This is a genomic window from Streptomyces sp. KR55 (assembly GCF_052245645.1).
GTDB lineage: Bacteria > Actinomycetota > Actinomycetes > Streptomycetales > Streptomycetaceae > Streptomyces > Streptomyces flavusporus.
On record NZ_JBQQCE010000015.1, the window covers coordinates 1 to 18758 of the forward strand.

The 18758-nt window shown below is 69.6% G+C and carries 16 protein-coding genes and 3 pseudogenes; 4 read left to right on the top strand and 15 right to left on the bottom strand.

Going from position 1 to position 18758, the window contains the following annotated elements; translation table 11 throughout:
* Together ACTWQJ_RS03880 and betA are read right to left on the bottom strand one after the other, a co-directional pair.
* Window positions 1-444 (bottom strand): annotated as a pseudogene (locus tag ACTWQJ_RS03880) (5,10-methylenetetrahydrofolate reductase); the annotation flags it as partial.
* A gap of 3 nt (window positions 445-447) precedes the next feature.
* Window positions 448-2118, bottom strand: a complete 1671-nt coding sequence (gene betA, locus ACTWQJ_RS03885) for a choline dehydrogenase (protein ID WP_443305177.1) — start codon at window positions 2116-2118, stop codon at window positions 448-450.
* 202 nt (window positions 2119-2320) lie between these two features.
* On the opposite strand from betA, the gene ACTWQJ_RS03890 reads away from it, so the two are divergent.
* Window positions 2321-3067, top strand: a complete 747-nt coding sequence (locus ACTWQJ_RS03890) for an IclR family transcriptional regulator (RefSeq protein ID WP_443305217.1) — start codon at window positions 2321-2323, stop codon at window positions 3065-3067.
* A gap of 1 nt (window position 3068) precedes the next feature.
* On the opposite strand, the gene ACTWQJ_RS03895 is transcribed toward ACTWQJ_RS03890, so the two are convergent.
* The 10 genes and pseudogenes from ACTWQJ_RS03895 to ACTWQJ_RS03940 all read right to left on the bottom strand — a co-directional run bounded on the left by ACTWQJ_RS03895 (window position 3069) and on the right by ACTWQJ_RS03940 (window position 15461).
* Entirely contained in the window at window positions 3069-4199 is a 1131-nt protein-coding gene (locus tag ACTWQJ_RS03895) for an aromatic ring-hydroxylating oxygenase subunit alpha (protein ID WP_443305178.1), read from the bottom strand.
* 131 nt (window positions 4200-4330) lie between these two features.
* Complete coding sequence (locus ACTWQJ_RS03900) at window positions 4331-5494, bottom strand: NAD(P)/FAD-dependent oxidoreductase (RefSeq protein ID WP_443305179.1); 1164 nt, start codon at window positions 5492-5494, stop codon at window positions 4331-4333.
* The gene (locus tag ACTWQJ_RS03905) at window positions 5491-5853 is read right to left on the bottom strand and encodes a bifunctional 3-phenylpropionate/cinnamic acid dioxygenase ferredoxin subunit (RefSeq protein ID WP_443305180.1); all 363 of its coding nucleotides are present in this window, start codon (window positions 5851-5853) and stop codon (window positions 5491-5493) included. The genes ACTWQJ_RS03900 and ACTWQJ_RS03905 overlap by 4 nt, the downstream gene beginning before the upstream one ends.
* 214 nt (window positions 5854-6067) lie before the next feature.
* Window positions 6068-6697, bottom strand: coding sequence for an MBL fold metallo-hydrolase (locus ACTWQJ_RS03910; RefSeq protein ID WP_443305181.1), 630 nt, complete (start codon window positions 6695-6697; stop codon window positions 6068-6070).
* Window positions 6697-7782 carry an S-(hydroxymethyl)mycothiol dehydrogenase gene (locus tag ACTWQJ_RS03915; RefSeq protein WP_443305182.1) on the bottom strand — a complete coding sequence of 362 codons (1086 nt, stop codon included), beginning with the start codon at window positions 7780-7782 and terminating at the stop codon, window positions 6697-6699. Before ACTWQJ_RS03915 ends, ACTWQJ_RS03910 begins: the two co-directional genes overlap by 1 nt.
* 220 nt (window positions 7783-8002) lie before the next feature.
* Window positions 8003-9754, bottom strand: coding sequence for a BCCT family transporter (locus ACTWQJ_RS03920; protein ID WP_443305183.1), 1752 nt, complete (start codon window positions 9752-9754; stop codon window positions 8003-8005).
* Window positions 9755-10009: 255 nt separating this feature from the next.
* Window positions 10010-10886, bottom strand: a pseudogene (locus ACTWQJ_RS03925) (chorismate-binding protein); the annotation flags it as partial.
* A gap of 5 nt (window positions 10887-10891) precedes the next feature.
* Entirely contained in the window at window positions 10892-13207 is a 2316-nt protein-coding gene (locus ACTWQJ_RS03930) for an FdhF/YdeP family oxidoreductase (RefSeq protein ID WP_443305184.1), read from the bottom strand.
* Window positions 13208-13811: 604 nt separating this feature from the next.
* A complete protein-coding gene (locus ACTWQJ_RS03935; RefSeq protein WP_443305185.1) occupies window positions 13812-14990 on the bottom strand; it encodes an acyl-CoA dehydrogenase family protein in 1179 nt (392 codons plus the stop codon).
* Window positions 14991-15092: 102 nt separating this feature from the next.
* Complete coding sequence (locus tag ACTWQJ_RS03940) at window positions 15093-15461, bottom strand: ferredoxin (RefSeq protein WP_443305186.1); 369 nt, start codon at window positions 15459-15461, stop codon at window positions 15093-15095.
* Between the two features lie 118 nt (window positions 15462-15579).
* Here ACTWQJ_RS03940 and ACTWQJ_RS03945 point away from each other — a divergent pair, with 118 nt between their 5' ends.
* From ACTWQJ_RS03945 to ACTWQJ_RS03955, 3 genes are read left to right on the top strand one after another with little or no spacing between them, the layout of a single operon-like run.
* Window positions 15580-15984, top strand: a complete 405-nt coding sequence (locus ACTWQJ_RS03945; RefSeq protein ID WP_443305187.1) for a ChaB family protein — start codon at window positions 15580-15582, stop codon at window positions 15982-15984.
* Window positions 15985-16021: 37 nt separating this feature from the next.
* A complete protein-coding gene (locus ACTWQJ_RS03950) occupies window positions 16022-16387 on the top strand; it encodes a DUF6479 family protein (protein WP_385515422.1) in 366 nt (121 codons plus the stop codon).
* Window positions 16388-16433: 46 nt separating this feature from the next.
* Entirely contained in the window at window positions 16434-16784 is a 351-nt protein-coding gene (locus ACTWQJ_RS03955) for a hypothetical protein (protein WP_443305188.1), read from the top strand.
* Window positions 16785-16803: 19 nt separating this feature from the next.
* On the opposite strand, the gene ACTWQJ_RS03960 is transcribed toward ACTWQJ_RS03955, so the two are convergent.
* The 3 genes and pseudogenes from ACTWQJ_RS03960 to ACTWQJ_RS03970 all read right to left on the bottom strand — a co-directional run bounded on the left by ACTWQJ_RS03960 (window position 16804) and on the right by ACTWQJ_RS03970 (window position 18669).
* Window positions 16804-17259: an RpiB/LacA/LacB family sugar-phosphate isomerase gene (locus ACTWQJ_RS03960; protein WP_443305189.1), complete on the bottom strand. Its 456-nt coding sequence runs from the start codon at window positions 17257-17259 to the stop codon at window positions 16804-16806.
* Window positions 17260-17551: 292 nt separating this feature from the next.
* Window positions 17552-17716 (bottom strand): annotated as a pseudogene (locus ACTWQJ_RS03965) (pyridoxamine 5'-phosphate oxidase family protein); the annotation flags it as partial.
* Between the two features lie 50 nt (window positions 17717-17766).
* Complete coding sequence (locus ACTWQJ_RS03970) at window positions 17767-18669, bottom strand: NAD(P)-dependent oxidoreductase (RefSeq protein ID WP_443305190.1); 903 nt, start codon at window positions 18667-18669, stop codon at window positions 17767-17769.
* Window positions 18670-18758 lie beyond the last annotated feature (89 nt).

Below are 18758 nucleotides of genomic sequence, written 5' to 3' on the forward strand. Positions count from 1 at the left end.
CGCCTGGATGGTGACGTCGTCGTGGATGAGCGGATGGCTCTCGGGATAACCGGTGACGCCGACGTGCGCGAAGGGCCTGCCCAGCTCGCTCAGCCGACGCAGCACCGGCAGCGCCCCGTCGTAGACCCCTGCAGGCGGGTCGGCGTCGCCGGCCGGGACGAAGACGTCGTCCACGCCCGCCTCGCGCAGCCGGCCCGTGACCTCCTTCAGGTGCAGGTCGTCCCGCAGCAGCCGCGCCGGCACGTGCGGGACGACCCGGTAGCCGTGCGCCGCGAGCCGGCCGGCGAGATCGAGGGTCGGTTCCAGGCCCTTGACCGGCGACGCCGTCACGGTGACGACGACGTCGCGCGGGACATGGGCGAGGACCTTGTCCTCGGTCGCCTTTGCGGGCAGCACCTCGTAGCGGACGCTGTCCAGCAGCGCCCGGAGCCCTGCGGCGCCCAACGCCTACTCCGCCTGCTTCTGGACGTCGCGGTGGCGGTAGTACGCGGCCTTCGACGGCGCCGGCGGCTCCTTGCCGAGGATCAGATCGGCGGCCTTCTCGGCGATCATCATCACGGGCGCGTAGATGTTGCCGTTGGTGACGTAGGGCATCACCGACGCGTCCACCACGCGCAGGCCCTCCAGGCCGTGCACCCGCATGCTGGTGGGGTCGACGACGGACATCTCGTCGGTGCCCATCTTGCAGGTGCAGGACGGGTGCAGGGCGGTCTCGCCCTCCTTGGCGACCCAGGCGAGGATCTCCTCGTCCGTCTCCACCTTCGGACCGGGCGAGACCTCCCCGCCGTTGTAGGGGGCGAGCGCGGGCTGGTTGAGGAGCTTGCGGGCCACGCGGATCGCCTCGACCCATTCGCGGCGGTCCTGCTCGGTGGAGAGGTAGTTGAAACGGAGCGCCGGGTGCTCGCGCGGATCCTTGCTCTTGATCTTCACCGAGCCGATGGCGTCCGAGTACATGGGCCCGACGTGCACCTGGTAGCCGTGGTCACCCGCGGGAGAGGAGCCGTCGTAACGGACCGCGACCGGCAGGAAGTGGAACATCAGGTTGGGGTAGTCCACGTCCTCGTTGCTGCGGGCGAAGCCACCGGCCTCGAAGTGGTTGGTGGCGGCCGGGCCCTTGCGGAAGAGCCACTGCAGCCCGATGAAGGGGGCGCGCCACTTCGCCATGTACGGCTGCATGGAGACCGGCTGCTTGCAGGCGTACTGGACATAGACCTCCAGGTGGTCCTGCATGTTCTCGCCGACGCCCGGGAGGTGGTGGACGACGTCGATGCCGAGGGCGCGCAGTTCCGCGGCGTTGCCGACCCCGGAGAGCTGGAGCAGCTGCGGGGAGTTGATGGCGCCGCCGCAGAGGATGACTTCCCTTGCACGGACCTGCTGGAGGGCGCCCCGGCCGCGCTGGAACTCGACGCCGACGGCGCGCCTGCCCTCGAAGAGGACGCGCGTGACGAGCGCGCGGGTCTTGACGGTGAGGTTCGGCCGCTTCATCGCGGGCTTGAGGTAAGCCTTCGAAGCCGACAGGCGGCGTCCACGATGGACATTTCGGTCGAACTCGGCGAAACCCTCCTGCCGGTAGCCGTTGACGTCGTCCGTGGGCGCATAGCCCGCCTCCTCGGTCGCCCTGAGGAAGGCACCGAAGAGTGGGTTGGTCGCCGGACCGCGTTCGAGCACGAGAGGGCCGTCGTGGCCGCGGAACTCGTCGTCCGGATCGGCTGCCAGACAGTTCTCCATGCGCCGGAAGTAGGGCAGACAGTGCGCGTAGCCCCAGGTCTCCATGCCCGGGTCCGCCGCCCAGCGCTCATAGTCCATGGGGTTGCCGCGCTGGAAGATCATGCCGTTGATGCTGCTGGAGCCGCCCAGCACCTTGCCGCGCGCGTGGTAGATGCGCCTGCCGCCCATGTGAGGTTCGGGCTCGGACTCGTACTTCCAGTCGTAGAACCGGCTGCCGATCGGGTAGGTCAGCGCCGCCGGCATGTGGATGAAGACATCCCACGGGTAGTCCGACCGGCCTGCCTCCAGGACCAGCACCCGGTTGGCCGGGTCAGCGGAGAGTCTGTTCGCCAGTGCACTGCCGGCCGAACCGCCACCGACGATGACGAAGTCGTATTGCAGGGGAGCCATGGTGCCTCGTCTCGCTCGCGCCGTAGATATGCGAGGCATGCTAAACCCGGTCGCGTTATACGCACTAGGTTGCGAACAGCGCAACTTCCAACGTCTTCGTTTCGGTACGGTTACTTGCAAGGGCGTTGTTTACTACGCGTATAGTTTCACTGTGAGCAACTACAGCCCTGACACAGAAACGTCGAATTCGCAAGCCGGCGGCGTGCAGTCGGTGGACCGCGCCATCAGCGTCCTGGAGATCCTCGCCCAGCGTGGCGAAGCGGGCGTCAGTGAGGTGGCGGGCGAGATCGATGTGCACAAGTCCACCGCCTTCCGCCTTCTCGGCGCCCTGGAGGCGCGCGGCCTGGTGGAGCAGGCCGGCGAGCGCGGCAAGTACCGGCTCGGCTTCGGCATCGTCCGCCTGGCCGGCGCGGTCACGGGCCGTATCGACATCACACAGCAGGGCCGCCCGGTCTGCGAACGCCTCGCCGCGGAGATCGGCGAAACCGTCAACATCGCCGTCATGCAGGAGCACTACGCGATCAACCTCTACCAGGTACGCGGCCCGGGCGCGGTCACCGCGCACAACTGGGTCGGCCAGCTGACGCCGCTGCACGCCACGTCGAGCGGCAAGATCCTGCTGGCCCACCTGCCCGCGAAGGAGCGCGCCGCGCTGCTGTCCGCCGCTGGCATGAAGAAGGTCACCCCGCACACCATCACCGCGAAGACGAAGCTCGAGAAGAACCTCGCCGAGGCGCGGGAGCGGGGCTACGCCTTCACCCTGGAAGAGCTGGAGGTCGGTCTGCACGCCATGGCCGCGCCGGTCCGCAACCGGGACGGCGAGGTCATCGCGTCGCTCAGCGCCTCCGGGCCCTCCTACCGGTTCACCGAGGAGCGCCTGCACGAGCTCTCCCCGGTGCTGATCAAGGGCGCCGAGGAGATCAGCCACCGCATGGGCTACCTGGGCTGAGTCACCCCTGAGGCGTGCCCAGGCGCTCGTTCACCCAGTCGTGGAAGGCGCCGATGTGGTGCTCGCTGGGCACCAGCACGCCACCCTTGGCGTACATCCGGGAGCTCATTCCGGGCTGCGTGCGCTCGCAGGCGTCGAAGTCCTGCTGGTTGACCCGGTGGAAGAGTTCCACGGACCGGCTGACGTCCTTGCCGCTCTCGACGACGTGCGGGAGGTAGAGCCAGTCGCACTCGACGATCGTGCGGTCCACGGACACCGGATACATCCGGTGGAAGATCACGTGGTCGGGGACGAGGTTGATGAAGACCTGCGGCCGGACGGTGATGGCGTAATAGCGGCGGTCCTGGTCCTCGGCGACCCCGGGAATGCGGTCCAGGCCCTCGGAGCCGTCCACGGTGAAGCCCTGGACGTCCTCACCGAACTCGGCACCGTGGCCCACGTAGTACTGGGCGGCGTAACCGTCCGCGAACTCCGGGAGCACTTCGGTGAGTTCGGGGTGGATCGTGGCGCAGTGGTAGCACTCCATGAAGTTCTCGATGATGAGCTTCCAGTTGGCCTTCACGTCGTAGACGATCCGCTTGCCGACGGAGAGGTTCTCGATGCCGTAGCGCTCGATCGACTCGACGTCGCCGAGACGGGCGACGACCTCACCGGTGACGTCCTCCTCGAAGGAGGGCGGGTTCTCCGCCAGGCAGACCCACACATAGCCGAGCCATTCGCGCACCGCCACACTCACCAGGCCGTACTCGGTGCGGCCGACATCGGGCATCTTGGTGAGGTTGGGCGCCGCGACGAGCTTGCCGTTCAGGTCGTAGGTCCAGGCGTGGTACGGGCACTGGAAGGCACGCTTGACCTCGCCGGACTCCTCGGTGCACAGCTTGGCTCCACGGTGCCGGCACACGTTGAAGTACGCACGGATGGAGTTGTCACGCGCCCGGGTGACGAGGATGCTCTCGCGGCCCACGTCTACGGTGCGGAAGGCGCCGGGCTTCGCCAGCTCTGAGGCGCGCGCGACGCAGAACCACATGGTCTCGAATATGCGCTCCTGCTCCTGCGCAAAGATCTGCGGATCCGTGTAGGAGGAGCCGGGGAGAGTGGCGATCAGGCTGTCCGGCAGGCTGGTCGAGGTCACGGTGCACTCCTCGGGAGAACGTCGTGGAGGGGTCATTCACGCGCCGGGAAGAGCGACTCCGGACGGCGTTGTGTATGGAGCAACGATGCGTGCTATGTGAAACCGCAGCATGGGATGCCGGTGGGGCGGTGTCAAGATGCGGTGGCGGCGAGTTGCTTGCGCCAGCGCATGAACAGCCGCGGCTGGTTCATCGCGAGCACGGCGACCGGATCCCCGGCCCGCCGGTAGACGGCCAGGACGTCGTGGTCGTCCGCGGCGCCCGCCTCGATGGTCACACTGTCCGCGCCGGCCGCGTGACCGGCGAACTGGATCTTCACGCCATACTGGTCGGACCAGAAGTACGGCGGCCTGGGCACACCCGGTTCCACCGCACCCCCCGCCAGCAGCGTGGCGACCGCGGCGTCAGGGCGCTCGCGCGCACCGGTCCAGTGCTCGACACGGCGATGGAGGCCCGCGCGCGGGTCGTACCAGTTGGCGCAGTCACCGACCGCGACCACACCGGCCAGGCTGGTGCGACCGTCCGCGCCGCACTTGACGCCGTTGTCGAGAACGATGCCGGAACCTTCCAGCCACTCGACGCACGGGCGCGCGCCCACACCGACCACGACGATGTCGGCGGGGATGCTGCGGCCGTCCTCGAGCAGGACGGCGTCGACGCGGGTCTCCCCGCTCAGCCCCTTGACGCCCACGCCGCACAACAGCCGTACGCCGTGGTCGGCGTGGAGGGCGGAGACGATGGCACCCATGGTCTCGCCGAGCGGACCGGCGAGCGGTGTCGGGGCCGCCTCCACGACGGTCACCTCGAGTCCGAGGGCGTACGCGGTGGAGGCGACCTCGGCTCCGATGAAGCCTCCGCCGATCACCACCAGCCGTCCGCCGCGGGCCAGTTCGTCCCGCAGGGCGCGGGCGTCGTCCAGGGTGCGCAGGGTGTGCACTCCGGCCAGGCCTTCGGAGCCGGGGAGGCTGCGCGCTGCGGCACCGGTCGCGATGACGAAGCCGTCGGCGTGCACCTCCCGTCCGTCCGCGAGCCGGACGGCACGCTCGGTGTGGTCGAGTCCGGTGGCACGGACGCCCAGCAGCCACTCCGCCTGCAGGTCCTCGTCGTCAGTCTCCAGGGCGAGTTCGGCCTCGCCGAGAGTGCCGGACAGGAACTCCTTGGACAGCGGGGGCCTGTCGTACGGGCGGTGGAGCTCGTCGCCGATGAGGACCAGTCGACCGTCGTGGCCCCGCTTCCGCAGTGAGCGCGCCGCCGACAGGCCGGCCAGCGAGGCGCCGACCACGGCGACGGTCCTCACGCGGGACCCCCGGCGAGCCGGGCTGCGACGCAGGGCGGCAGGTTGGGCGCCTCCGTGGACAGGCGGACGTAGATCATGCCGTCCTCGACGACGGCCTCGTGCGTCCGGACCGGAAGCTTGGCCGGCGGGGCGTCGACCACACCGGTCCTCAGGTCGAACTTCGAAGCATGCAGCGGGCATTCCACCTCGCAGCCCTCCAGCCAGCCGTCGGCGAGCGAGGCGTCCTGGTGGGTGCAGGTGTCGTCGATGGCGAAGAGTTCGCCGTCGTCGGTGTGGAACACCGAGACCGGCGGATCGATGTCGAGCCGGTGGGCCTCGCCTCGCGGGAGATCCTCGAGACGGCACGCGGGAATCATCATGACACCTCGGTGCGTATAACGAAACGGATTGCGGTAAGCGCAACATCAGTCTGGGGTCGCCCAGAACCCTTGTCAAGGCATTCAGAGGGCGCCCCGAGCCGCTCATCGTGTTGCGCGATTCAGAACGTTATTCACATAGAACAACAGCAGCCCGCCGCATCGGCTCGCGATGGCAGCGAGCCGAGGGCGGGCGCGTGAGGGTCGCCGGTGGGCGTCAGAAACCTCGGTCGATCCACTCCTGGAGGTGCGGGGCCTCGGCCGCGATGCTGGTCGTCTCCCCGTGTCCGGTGTGCACGACGGTGTCGCCCGGCAGCGTCAGCAGCCGGTCCCGGATCGACTCGATGATGGTCGGGAAGTGGCTGTACGACCTTCCTGTCGCCCCCGGCCCACCGGCGAACAGCGTGTCGCCACTGAAGAGCGCCGTCAGGGCCGGCGCGTACAGGCAGACCGCGCCGGGGGCGTGGCCGGGCGTGTGCAGAACGGTCAGCTCGACGCCGGCCACCGTGAGGCCCTGGCCGTCGGTCAGTTCGGCGTCCGGCGCCTTGTCGGGGTGGGTCTGCTTCCACAGCGGCAGGTCGTCCGGGTGGAGGAGGACCGGGGCACCCGTGCGCGCCGCGAGTTGGGGCGCGGCGTCGATGTGGTCGTTGTGCGCGTGCGTGCACACGATGGCCCGCAGGGTGCGCCCGCCGACGGCCTGGGCGATCGCCTCGGCGTCATGCGCGGCGTCGATGACGATCGCCTCGGTGTCGTCGCCGACGATCCACACGTTGTTGTCGACGTCCCAGGTGCCGCCGTCCAGCGAGAACGCCCCCGAGGTGACGAGGTGTTCGATGCGGGCGGCCATCAGAGGACCACCACCGAGCGCAGCACGTCGCCGTGGTGCATCCGCTCGAAGGCCTTCTCGACCTCGTCCAGCGCGATGGTCTCGGTGACGAAGGCGTCCAGGTCCAGCCGGCCCTGCAGATACAGATCGATGAGCATCGGGAAGTCCCTGCTCGGCAGGCAGTCGCCGTACCAGGAGGACTTCAGCGCGCCACCGCGTCCGAAGACGTCCAGCAGCGGCAGTTCCAGCTTCATCTCCGGGGTCGGCACACCGACCAGGACGACCGTGCCGGCGAGGTCGCGGGCGTAGAACGCCTGCTTGTACGTCTCCGGGCGGCCGACCGCCTCGATGACGACATCGGCACCGAAGCCGCCGGTCAGCTCGCGGATCGCCTCGACCGCGTCGGCGTCCTTGGAGTTGACGGTGTGGGTCGCGCCCAGCTTCTTGGCCGTCTCCAGCTTGCGGTCGTCGATGTCCACCGCGATGACCTTCGCCGCGCCCGCCAGGTTCGACCCGGCGATCGCCGCGGCCCCGACGCCGCCGCAGCCGATGACGGCGACCGAGTCGCCCCGTCCGACGTTCCCGGTGTTGATGGCCGCGCCGATACCCGCCATCACGCCACACCCCAGCAGACCGGCGGCGGCCGCCGACGCGGTCCGGTCGACCTTCGTGCACTGCCCGGCCGCGACCAGCGTCTTCTCCGCGAACGCACCGATGCCCAGCGCCGGCGAGAGCTCGGTGCCGTCGGTCAAGGTCATCTTCTGCTTCGCGTTGTGGGTGTTGAAGCAGTACCACGGCCGTCCGCGCAGACAGGCCCGGCACTGGCCGCACACCGCACGCCAGTTGAGGATGACGAAGTCTCCGGGGGCGACGTCGGTGACCCCCTCCCCCACCGACTCCACGACACCCGCGGCCTCGTGGCCCAGCAGGAACGGGAAGTCGTCGTTGATGCCGCCCTCGCGATAGTGCAGATCGGTGTGGCAGACCCCGCAGGCCTCGATCTTCACCAGCGCCTCACCCGGACCCGGGTCGGGCACGATGATCGTTTCCAGGCTGACGGGGGCGCCCTTGCCCCGCGCGACGACAGCACGGACCTGGTGCGTCATGGCCACTCCTCGGCTGGTCGAGACTTGAATCAGATGTTGCTCATCACGGCACACATCTCATGTACCGCAACACAGCATCGTGGAGTGCCGACCGGGGGTCAAGGAGCTCGACGGGGTTCCCTCAGCCGGCCAGGAGCGCGGCGGAACAGCGCGAACGCCCGGCGGGGCCGTGGCCGCACATGTCGGTTCCACGACCCCCCGGGCACGGGTTCCTCCGGCCTCAGCGAGCGGAGGATGATGTGGACTCCCTGGGCTGCTCGGGCTCCGTGGACTCCGTGCCGTTGGTGGACGTGGCGGGTCCGATGCGGAGCTCGAAGTCGCCGTCGTACTTCTCATGGCCGGCGATGACGGCCGTTTCGATGGCTTCCTTGCATTCCCGCCCACGGATGATGAGCGGGTCGTGCCGCAGGTCGCGGGTGAGGGCGACACACAGCCCGACCATCACCACGGTGAAGGGGGCCGCCGCGAGAATGGTGAGGTTCTGCAGTCCGGTGAGCGCGTCGCCCTTGCCGCCTCCGATGAGCAGCATGATCGCCGCGACCGCACCGGTCAGCACACCCCAGAACACCACCATGGCCCGGGTCGGCTCCAGGGATCCGCGCTGCGCGAGCGTCCCCATCACGATCGAGGCGGCGTCGGCGCCGGACACGAAGAAGATCCCGACGAGGATCATCACCACAATGCTCGTCACCGTGGCGATCGGGTACTGCTGGAGCACGTCGAAGAGCTGACCCTGGGCTGTCGCGGCGTCGCTGAGGCGCCCTTCGTCCTGCAGGTGCATCGCCGAGCCGCCGAGGATCGCGAACCACAGCAGGCTGACGGTGCTGGGTACCAGGATGACCCCGCCCACGAACTGCCGGATGGTCCGGCCGCGGCTGATGCGCGCGATGAACATGCCGACGAACGGCGTCCAGGAGATCCACCAGGCCCAGTAGAAGACCGTCCAGCCGGCCAGCCAGTCGGCGACTCCCTCACCGCTCGATGCCTCGGTACGTCCTGCCATCTGAGTCAGGTCGCCAAGGAAGGCGCCGATGGAGGTGGGCAGCAGGTCAAGGATGAAGATGGTCGGCCCGACGACGAACACGAAGACCGCCAGCGTCACCGCCAGCACCATGTTGATGTTGGACAGCCACTGGATGCCCTTGGCGATCCCGGACACCGCCGAGGCGACGAACGCCGCGGTCAGCACCGCGATCACGGCGACCAGCAGGCCGGTGCCGACAGATCCCATCCATCCCAGTCCGGTGATGCCGCTGCCGATCTGCAGGGCGCCGAGCCCCAGAGAGGCCGCAGAGCCGAAGAGGGTGGCGAAAATGGCGAGGATGTCGATGACCCTGCCGCCCCAGCCGTTCGCCCGCTTCTCGCCGATCAGCGGGGTGAACACGGCGCTGATCAGCTGTCGGCGTCCGCGCCGGAAGGTGCTGTAGGCGATGGCAAGGCCGACGACCGCGTACATCGCCCACGGGTGGAGCGTCCAGTGGAAGAGGGTGGTGGCCATGGCGGTCTCCATGGCCTGGGCGGCGTCGGCCGGGTCGGTGCCCGGCGGTGGCGTGGTGAAGTGGGACAGCGGTTCGCTCACGCCGTAGAACATCAGGCCGATGCCCATGCCCGCGCTGAACATCATGGCGATCCAGGAGACGGTGCGGAACTCGGGCTGCTCGCCCTCCCCGCCCAGGGTGATCCGCCCGTAACGGCTCATCGCCAGCCAGAGGGCGAAGACGACGAAGCCCGAGGCGGCGAGGACGAATGCCCAGCCGCCGTTGCGGATGGTCCCGTCCAGCAGCTTCCCGGACACGCTCTCCAGCGTGTCGGTCGCCGTGGCTCCCCACACGACGAAGGCGAGGGTGAGGACCGCGGCGACGCCGAAGACGACAAGGTCGGTCCGGGGGCCGGCGGATGCCGGCGGGATTCCCGGCAGATCCGCCCCGACGGGATGACTTCGACTCCCGTTCCTTTCGCGGGTTTTGTTCATCAGCTCGTCCTTTCCGCAGACGGCGGTGCACTCTCTGTCGCGGACGACGGATGCGCGACCGAGCAAGAGGGGAATTCGTCGGTGATTCCGCCGTGCCCCATGGACACACCGGATCGGGTGGGAGATCGGCGAGGGAAGGGGAGGTGGAGCGGCCACCACCCGGACAGTGTTGCGAATAATGCATGACTATTCACTATGAGCAACAACAATCTGACGCCTCAGAGAGGCTGTCAAGGGACACGTCGAGGAGAGTTGCCCGACCGCGATCAACCCGTCAGCTGGTACGCAGCCGACGCCACCGCAGTACGGGCCGCGGGGCGCGGTCTCCAGCGTCGCGATGATCCGCAGCGCGCTGGACTTGGGGGCGCCCGTGACCGACCCGGGTGGGAAGGTTCCAGCCAGCAGCTCCGGCCATCCGGCGCCTTCGGCGAGCTCGCCGCGCACGGTGGGCACCAGGTGCACCGAGCCGGGGTGTTCCTCGACCGCGCACAGCTCGGGGACGGTCACGGAGCCGGTGGCGCAGACGCGTCCCAGGTCGTTGCGGACCAGGTCCACGATCATGACGTTCTCGGCGTGGTCCTTTTCGAGGAGGTCCGCGGCGGTCCGGCCGGTGCCCTTGATGGGGCCGGACTCCACCGTACGGCCGTCGCGGCGGAGGAAGAGCTCGGGCGAGGCCGTGGCGATCTCCCCACCGTGCGCGGGGAGGCGCACCGTGCCGGCGTATGGCGCCGGATTGCCGCGCACCAGCAGGGCGGTGAGGGCGTCGACGTCCGCGCGCTCCGGGTCGGGCAGCGGCGTGGACAGGACCCGGCACAGGTTCGCCTGGTACACCTCGCCGGCCGCGATGTGCTCGCGTATGCGCCGGACCCCGGTGGTGCAGGCGGCCCGGTCGAGGGAGGACGTCCAGGCGTCCGGGCCGGGCCGCGCCACGCACCGGGCTCGGCGGCGGGCACGGGTGCACGGCGTACGTCCCCGAAGCGTGCGCAGACCAGGCGCCCTCGAAGTCGGCGACCACGGCCCAGAAACCGGTGGAGTCCAGGGCAGCGGGATCACTGCTCACGTCCCGGAGGTCGGTGACGACGAGGCCGCCGCAGCGGGCCAGAGGGGCGAGGTGGTGCTCGGCTCTGCTCATCGAAGTCAAGCACTCGTGTCCGCTCCGGCGAAGACCGGTTCCAACCGAACGACGATCGACTTCGACGTGGGGGTGTTGCTGATGGCTGCGGTGGAGTCCAGGGGTACCAGGACGTTGGTCTCGGGGAAGTAAGCGGCGCAGCATCCGCGGGGCGTCGGGTACGGCACTGCCCGGAAGGCCCGCGCCCTTCGCTCCACGCCGTCCCCGTACTCACTGACGATGTCGACGAGGTCCCCATCGGCCAGACCTCGCTCGGTGAGGTCGTCGGGGTGCAGGAAGAGGACCCGGCGGCCCTGGTGGATGCCGCGGTAGCGGTCGTCCAGGCCGTAGATGGTGGTGTTGTACTGGTCGTGGGAGCGGAGCGTCTGCAGCAGCAGCCGGCCCGGCGGGACGTGGGGGCTCTCCAGCAGGTTGACGGTGAAGTTGGCCAGGCCGGTGGCGGTGGTGAACCGGCGCTCGTCGCGGGGCGGGTGGGGCAGGGCGAAGCCGCCCGGCTGCCGTACCCGGGCGTTGAAGTCCTCGAAGCCGGGGATCACGCGTTCGATGCGGTCGCGGATGCGGTCGTAGTCCGACTCGAAGTCGTCCCACGGCACCTGCGGGCCTGCTTCCCCAAGGGCGGCCCGTGCCATCCGGCAGGTGATCGCGACCTCGCTCAGCAGGTGCTCGGACGCGGGGGCCAGCCGCCCCTGCGAGAGGTGCACCATGCCCATGGAGTCCTCCACCGTGACCAGTTGGGGGCCGGTCGGCCGCAGGTCGGCCTCGGTTCGGCCGAGACACGGGAGGATGAGTGCCTGCTCCCCGGCGACGACGTGCGAGCGATTGAGCTTGGTCGAGATCTGGACGGTGAGACGGCACCTGCGCAACGCCTGCTCGGTCAGCTCGGTGTCGGGGGCCGCGGCGACGAAGTTGCCGCCCAGTGCGACGAAGACCCGTACATCGCCGTCGCGCATGGCGCGGATGCTGTCGACCGCGTCGTGACCGTGGTGCTGCGGGGGTGTGAAGGCGAACTCGGCGCCGAGCCTGTCCAGGAACGCGTCGTCCGGCTTCTCGTAGATGCCCATCGTCCGGTCGCCCTGCACGTTGGAATGGCCGCGTACCGGGCAGAGGCCGGCGCCCGGGCGGCCGATGTTGCCACGCAGCAGAAGGAAGTTGACGACGTCTCGGATGGTGGGTACCGAATGGCGGTGCTGGGTGAGTCCCATCGCCCAGCAGACGACGATCTTCTCGGCGGCCAGCACCTGGCGGAACGCGGCCCGGATCTCTTCCTCGGGCAGGCCCGCGGCTTTCAGGATGTCGTCCCACGACGCCTTGCGGGCGTGCTCGGCGAACTCCTGGAAGCCATACGTGTACTGGTCGATGAAAGACGTGTCCAGGCAGGTGCCGGGTGCTTCGTCCTCCGCCTCCAGCAGCATGCGGTTGAAGGCCTGGAACAGCGCCTGGTCTCCGCCCAGCCTGATCTGCAGGAACTGGTCCGCCAACCGGGTGCCGCCACCGACGATGCCGGAGGGCCGCTGAGGGTTCTTGAACCGGAGCAGCCCGGCCTCGGGGAGGGGGTTGACCGCGATGACGCGAGCGCCCCGACGCTTGGCCTGTTCCAGTGCGGAGAGCATGCGGGGGTGGTTGGTGCCGGGGTTCTGGCCGACGACGAGGACGAGGTCGGCCTCGTAGAGGTCGTCCAGGCTGACGCTGCCCTTGCCGATGCCGATGGTCTCCGTCAGGGCCGAACCGCTGGACTCGTGGCACATGTTGGAGCAGTCCGGCAGGTTGTTGGTGCCGAGCATCCGGACGAAGAGCTGATAGACGAACGCGGCCTCGTTGCTCGCCCGTCCGGAGGTGTAGAAGGCGGCTTGGTCCGGGTGATCGAGTGCGGCGAGTTCGCGGGCGATCACGGCGAACGCGTCGTCCCAGGAGATCGGTCGGTAGCGGTCGCTGTCGGCCGGGCGGTACATGGGGTGGGTGAGGCGTCCCTGCTGCCCGAGCCAGTAGTCGGTGCGGGGCAAGAGATCCTCGAGGGTGTGCTCGGCGAAGAAATCCGGGGTGACCCGGCGGAGGGTGGCCTCCTCGGCCACTGCCTTGGCCCCGTTCTCGCAGAACTCCGCCCGGTGCCGGTGTTCCGGCTCGGGCCAGGCGCAACCGGGGCAGTCGAAGCCCTTCTTCTGGTTGACCTGGAGGAGAGTGAGCAGGCTGCGGCGGGCCCCCATCTGCTCGCCGGCGTGCCGGAGCGAGGAGGTGACCGCTGGGATGCCGGCGGCGTATTCCTTCGGGGGGCTGACCCGCAGACGGGCGTCGCCGGGATCCTCAGCAGGTGCCTTGCGAGTCATCTGAAGCGCTACTCCGCGGTGTAGGGGAATCAGAGCCATTCCATCGCCGGGCATCGCGGCCTGTCGTACGGGGAGCCGCCACCGGAGACCAGATCAGTTGCGAATTACACAACAGTATCGCCATGCGCAACGCATCTAAAGAAGCCCGACTTGCGACCTCCTGTCAAGGCCGCTGCTCTGCCGATTCGAGGCCGGGCCCGGCCCGCGCGGTGACTCGCGGTCTCCCCGACAGCTGCGGATCAGGCGTCGGACGAGGAGGCAAGGGCCGGTCTGCTGCGCCCCCCGAAAAGGGTTACGGCGAAAGGCGGCCGACCAGGGAAGATGCCGGTCGGTCACCCTTCCTCGCACAGCCGGGACAGGCGGCCGCGTCAAGGGCACGGGATGCTGGGTGAGAAGCGACCCGGCGAGGACGGCCAGGAGATGATGGCGGTGATCGCCGTCAAAGATCGTCGGCGGGCTGCTCCGGTCGCAGAGCCTCGTCCTGGCCGGGTACACCTGGCCCGCGCCTCATGTGTCGAATGATGCCGCCACTGCTGCGGACTGACGGTGATCTTGGTGACAAGTACCCCTGTTTTGTGCCAACTTAAAGTGTGGTCGCAGCAGGCTAACGCCGTACCCGCGGCATCCCCAGACCGATCCACGAGATGATCTCCCGCTGGATCTCGTTGTTGCCGCCGCCGAAGGTGAAGATGACGGCGGAGCGGTAGCCGCGCTCCAGTTCGCCGTGGAGGACCGCGCCGGCCGAGCCCTCCTGGAGGGCTCCCGTGGCGCCCACGATCTCCATGAGCCAGGCGTAGGCGTCGCGGCGCGCCTCGGAGCCGTACACCTTGACGGCGGAGGCGTCCTGCGGGGTGAGGGTGCCGTGCTGGAGGGCGCTGACCATCTGCCAGTTGAGGAGTTTCAGGGCGTCCAGGCGGGTGTGGGTCTGCGCCAGCCGGCGGCGTACCCAGGGCAGGTCGATCACCCGGCGGCCGTCGGTGAGTTTGGTCTGCCGGGCCCAGCGCCGGACGTCGTGCAGGGCGCGGATGGCCATGGTGCCGTGCGCGGCCAGGGTGACGCGTTCGTGGTTGAGCTGGTTGGTGATCAGCCGCCAGCCCTGGTTCTCCTCGCCGACCCGGCGGGAGACGGGGACGCGGATGTTCTCGTAGTAGCTGGCCGTGGTGTCGTGCCCGGCGAGGGTGTGGATGACGGTGCAGGAGTAGCCGGGGTCGGTGGTCGGCACCAGGAGCATGGTGATGCCCTGGTGCGCGGGGGCGTTCGGGTCGGTGCGCACGGCCAGCCACACCCAGTCGGCGGTGTCGCCGTTGGTGGTCCAGATCTTGTGGCCGTTGACGACATACTCCTCGCCCTCCCGCACGGCCCGCGTCTTCAAGGAGGCCAGGTCCGTGCCTGCGTCGGGCTCGCTGTAGCCGATCGCGAAGTCGATCTCGCCGGAGAGGATCCGCGGCAGGAAGTACGCCTTCTGCTCCGACGTGCCGTACTGCATGATCGTCGGGCCGACGGTGTTCAGCGCCATCAGCGGCAACGGTAGGCCCGCCTGCGCGGCCTCGTCGAAGAAGACGAACTGCTCCGTCGGGGTCAGCCCGCGCCCGCCGTACTCCTTGGGCCAGCCCACGCCGAGCCAGCCGTCCGCGCCGAGGCGTCGGACGGTCTCGCGGTAGAACCGCTTCTGCGCGGCCCGGTCGGCGTGCCTCAGGTGGGCGTTGTCCGGCACCAGCTCGGCGAAGTAGGCGCGCAGTTCGGTGCGCAGCCGCTGCTGCTCGGGCGTGTAGTCGAGATGCACGGCGCCTCCAGGCTCCCCAAGGCCGGTCCTGACGGCGCACACGGTAGAACGTGTTTCAGTAATTGGGAATGGCGGTGGACCGTGCAGTCTTCGAAGCTCACCTCACCCCAGCGTGTTCAGGAAGTCCGTGCAGGCCCGGGCGCAGGCGCGGCAGGCCGCCGAGGCGTCCTCGGCGCCCGGTCGGCCGTCGAAGACGCGGGCGGACTCCAGGCACTGAGCCCGGCACCACTCCAGCTGGGTGCGTATCCCGGCTTCTTCGACGAGGTTCTGCTCGGCCAGCACCCGGCAGGTCGCGTCGCACACCTCCGCGCACATGATCCCTTGACGTCGTACGAGTTCCTGCTCCTCGGTTCCGTCCGGATCGACCAGGCTCACGCGCAGCGCGCACACCCGGGCACACTCCGTGCACGCCTGCGCGCAGGCGAAGCGGTCCTCCAGGAAACGGAAGAGCTCCTGCTGCGATGTCGTCACATGTCGCGGGTAGCCGTGACACACCGCACCAAACCCGGCGCGGGACGCGGGTCCGTTTTCCGCCCCCGCTCGCGGGAACCCGTCGTACCCGAGCACGGACGACCGGGAGGTGGAACAGATGCCCGGACGAGAGGAACTGCCCTCGACCCTGGAGCGCTCCTCCAAGGACGCCCAGCGCACCTGGATCAAGGCGCACGACTCGGCGGTCGAGCAGTACGGCGAGGGCGAGCGGGCGCACCGAGTGGCCTACGGCGCCCTGAAGCACATGTACGAGAAGGTCGGCGACCACTGGGAGCGCAAGGAGGGCGGCCGCAAGGGTCCTTCGGATCCGCGGTCGGCCCGGCCACGGCAGCGCGGCGGTCGCAGCGGCGAAGGCGTCGACGAGAACGCCTCCAAGGAGCATCTCTACGACGTCGCCCAGCGGCTCGACATCGAGGGCCGCTCCCGGATGACGAAGGGGGAACTGCTGGACGCGATCCGCAAGGCCAATCGTTCGCAGACCCGCACCGCCCGCTCACAGTGAGCCGGTTGGCCACCGCTTTAGGGGGTATTCGTCCGATATGAGTAACGCATCGATGCAGATCGCCGCGCCGAGCGGCCTGCTCAGTCTCGCGCTGTTCGTGATCGCTGTCGCCGTCCTGGCGCTGCTGGCGGGCAGCTTCTGGTACGGCAACCGGATCAAGCTGCGCGAGCCCCCGCGCCCACGCCCCGAGGAGCAGCCGCATCTGCCGCCGGAGGGCCCGGTCCACGAAATCCGGGAGAACCGCGAGCCCGACGAGGTCCCCAGGATCCCCAAGGGCGGTCGCCCGCTCACCCCGTACGAGCTGAGCAACATGCAGACCCGGCCGAGCGCGTCGAAGGAACGGCGCCGCTGGAGCCGCGGCAGCAGCGGATCGTTCGGCGGCGGAGGTCTCGGAGCGCACTGAGCCGCGGCGGACGCACGAAGGCGGACGTCCCGAGGAGGGGAAGATCATGGCCGACCCCGGCCGCAGCACCCTGCCGCTGCCCGACTACGACCATCTGCCGATCGGCGGGCTGGAAGCCCGGGTGCGTTCACTGACCGCCGAGGAGGTGGAGGAACTCCTCGCCTACGAGCGGACGCACGCCGATCGTGTGCCGGTGACCGAACTGCTGACCGCACGCCTCGAGCAGTTGGAGGCGGGCGCCGAGCCGACGTCCGGCGACCCGACGGCCCTGCGTCCCGAGCAGGGCGAAGGCCACACCGGCTCCCCGGTGTCGCCCGCGACCTCGCCCGAGCCGTTCAGCCCACCGCCGCACGGCACACCCGACCAGCGCGGCAAGCCGAAAGGCGACCGCACGTAGGGCACCTCGGGGCCGGCCGTCAGCGGCCGGCCTCGCGGTCGTCCATCCGTCCGATGCGGGCCACGTTCTCCCGGTCGTCGGCGTCCTCACTGGGCTCACCGGCGAACCAGGCGTCGAGGATCTCCTTCAGCAGCGGCTCCGAGGTCAGCCGCAGGCTCAGCGCCAGCACGTTGGCGTCGTTCCAGCGGCGGGCGCCGTCGGCCGTGTAGGCGTCCGTGCACAGGGCGGCCCGTACACCGGGCACCTTGTTCGCGGCGATCGAGGCGCCCGTGCCGGTCCAGCAGCACACGACCGCCTGGTCCGACGTCCCGTCGGCCACGTCCTGCGCGGCCGCCGCCGAGCACGCCGCCCACTGTGGGTCGTCGCCGGCGCGCAACGCCCCGTGCGGGCGCACCTCGTGGCCGCGCCCGCGCAGTTCCGTGACCAGCAGACGGGCCACGGGTTCGTCCATGTCCGAGGAGACGGAGATCCGCATGCCTCGGAGCGTCTCTGATTGGCTTAGCGATCCCATGGGTTGCACAGGATCAGAGTGCGGAAAACCGCTCCATGCCGCCAATCGCCTTCGTGCCCTGGTACCGATGGGCAAAGCTGTCGGCCCGCGTGACACGTCTCTCCGGACGCTGGCCGGTCAGGCAGGTTCAACACCCGACCGGGGAGGGTGCCCGACGTCGCCTGGGCGCCGAGCGTGCACGTCACACTCTGCCACAGCATCACTACGGTTGGCTAATCCAACTGGTGAGCCTACGCCGACCCGGATGGCCGGTCGTGCGGACCCGGCCCTCGTCCATGCTGATCAGCACCCGGCCGTCGTCCCACACGTACCAGGTGGGTGTGGAGACCGGCGTGCCGTCGGCGCGCAGGGTGGCCATGACGCACGGGTTGGCGCGGCGCAGCAGGGCGTCGGCCTCGGGCGGCAGTGGTGGCTTGGACATCCGAACCTCTCAGTGACGTGCTGACGTGCTGGTTTCCGGGAGTCCTGCGCTCAGGCGGACTGATCCCCGTCGAAGTCCCCGTCGAAGCTGGCGAAGTAGGCGGCGGCCATGTCCTCGTCGCCGTGTCCCTGGGCGGCGGCGCGGGTGAGGCGTTCGGCGCTCGCGGCGGCCACGTCCAGGCGGATGCCGTGCCGCTCCCCCGCCTCGACGATGAGACGGGCGTCCTTCGCGGCGGTCGCGACCGCGAACTGGGCCGGGGACAGCCGGTCGTCGAGGATGAGCCCCGCCTTGACCCGCAGATAGCCCATGTCGAGCGGGCCGCCGTCGATGGCGTCGAAGAAGCTCTGCGGGTTCACGTCGAGCGCCTTCGACAGGGCCAGGACCTCGCCGACCGCGTTGGTGGCGGCGATGACCCAGCTGTTGGCGACCAGCTTGAGGCGGGTGGCGGTGCCGGCCGCCCCGTCGTCACCGGTCCACACGGTCCGGGCGCCGACGGCGTCGAAGACCGGCGTGACCGTCTCCCGGCTCTCGCTCGGCCCCGCCGCGAGGACCAGCAGCTGTCCGGCCTCGGCGGGCTGGCGGGTGCCGAGCACCGGGGCGTCGTAGAAGACCAGCTCGTGGTCGCGGGCGAAGGCGGCCAGGTCGCCGATCGCCCCGATACCGGCGGTGGTCGACTGCACCCACGCGGTGCCGGGACGCAGTGCCGGGGCCGCCTCCCGCATGACCTCCAGGGCGGCGGCGCCGTCGTACAGCATCGTCAGGACGACGTCGGCGCCCTGGACGGCCTCGTCGGGGGTGGCCGCGACGTGCGCGCCGTCGGCGGCCAGCGGTGCGGCCTTGTCGGTGGTGCGGTTCCAGACACGGACGGTGTGTCCGGCCTTGGCCAGATTGCGGGCCATGGCGGCGCCCATGATCCCGGTGCCCAGGACGCTCACGGTGAGCGTGTCGGTCATGACGTCAACTTCCTGTCGCTCTGCGGTGCGGTGGTTGTTGCTGGGGTGGACGCGATCGGGTCCGGCCCGGTCCGACGATGCCACCGCCC

Bases quoted from the DNA above. Each gene is read 5' to 3' on its own strand.
- betA (WP_443305177.1), bottom strand. From the start codon at position 2,118: ATGGCTCCCCTGCAATACGACTTCGTCATCGTCGGTGGCGGTTCGGCC.
- ACTWQJ_RS03905 (WP_443305180.1), bottom strand. From the start codon at position 5,853: ATGATGATTCCCGCGTGCCGTCTCGAGGATCTCCCGCGAGGCGAGGCC.
- ACTWQJ_RS03910 (WP_443305181.1), bottom strand. From the start codon at position 6,697: ATGGCCGCCCGCATCGAACACCTCGTCACCTCGGGGGCGTTCTCGCTG.
- ACTWQJ_RS03945 (WP_443305187.1), top strand. From the start codon at position 15,580: ATGCCCGGACGAGAGGAACTGCCCTCGACCCTGGAGCGCTCCTCCAAG.
- ACTWQJ_RS03950 (WP_385515422.1), top strand. From the start codon at position 16,022: ATGAGTAACGCATCGATGCAGATCGCCGCGCCGAGCGGCCTGCTCAGT.
- ACTWQJ_RS03920 (WP_443305183.1), bottom strand. From the start codon at position 9,754: ATGAACAAAACCCGCGAAAGGAACGGGAGTCGAAGTCATCCCGTCGGG.
- ACTWQJ_RS03955 (WP_443305188.1), top strand. From the start codon at position 16,434: ATGGCCGACCCCGGCCGCAGCACCCTGCCGCTGCCCGACTACGACCAT.
- ACTWQJ_RS03915 (WP_443305182.1), bottom strand. From the start codon at position 7,782: ATGACGCACCAGGTCCGTGCTGTCGTCGCGCGGGGCAAGGGCGCCCCC.
- ACTWQJ_RS03970 (WP_443305190.1), bottom strand. From the start codon at position 18,669: ATGACCGACACGCTCACCGTGAGCGTCCTGGGCACCGGGATCATGGGC.
- ACTWQJ_RS03960 (WP_443305189.1), bottom strand. From the start codon at position 17,259: ATGCGGATCTCCGTCTCCTCGGACATGGACGAACCCGTGGCCCGTCTG.
- ACTWQJ_RS03930 (WP_443305184.1), bottom strand. From the start codon at position 13,207: ATGACTCGCAAGGCACCTGCTGAGGATCCCGGCGACGCCCGTCTGCGG.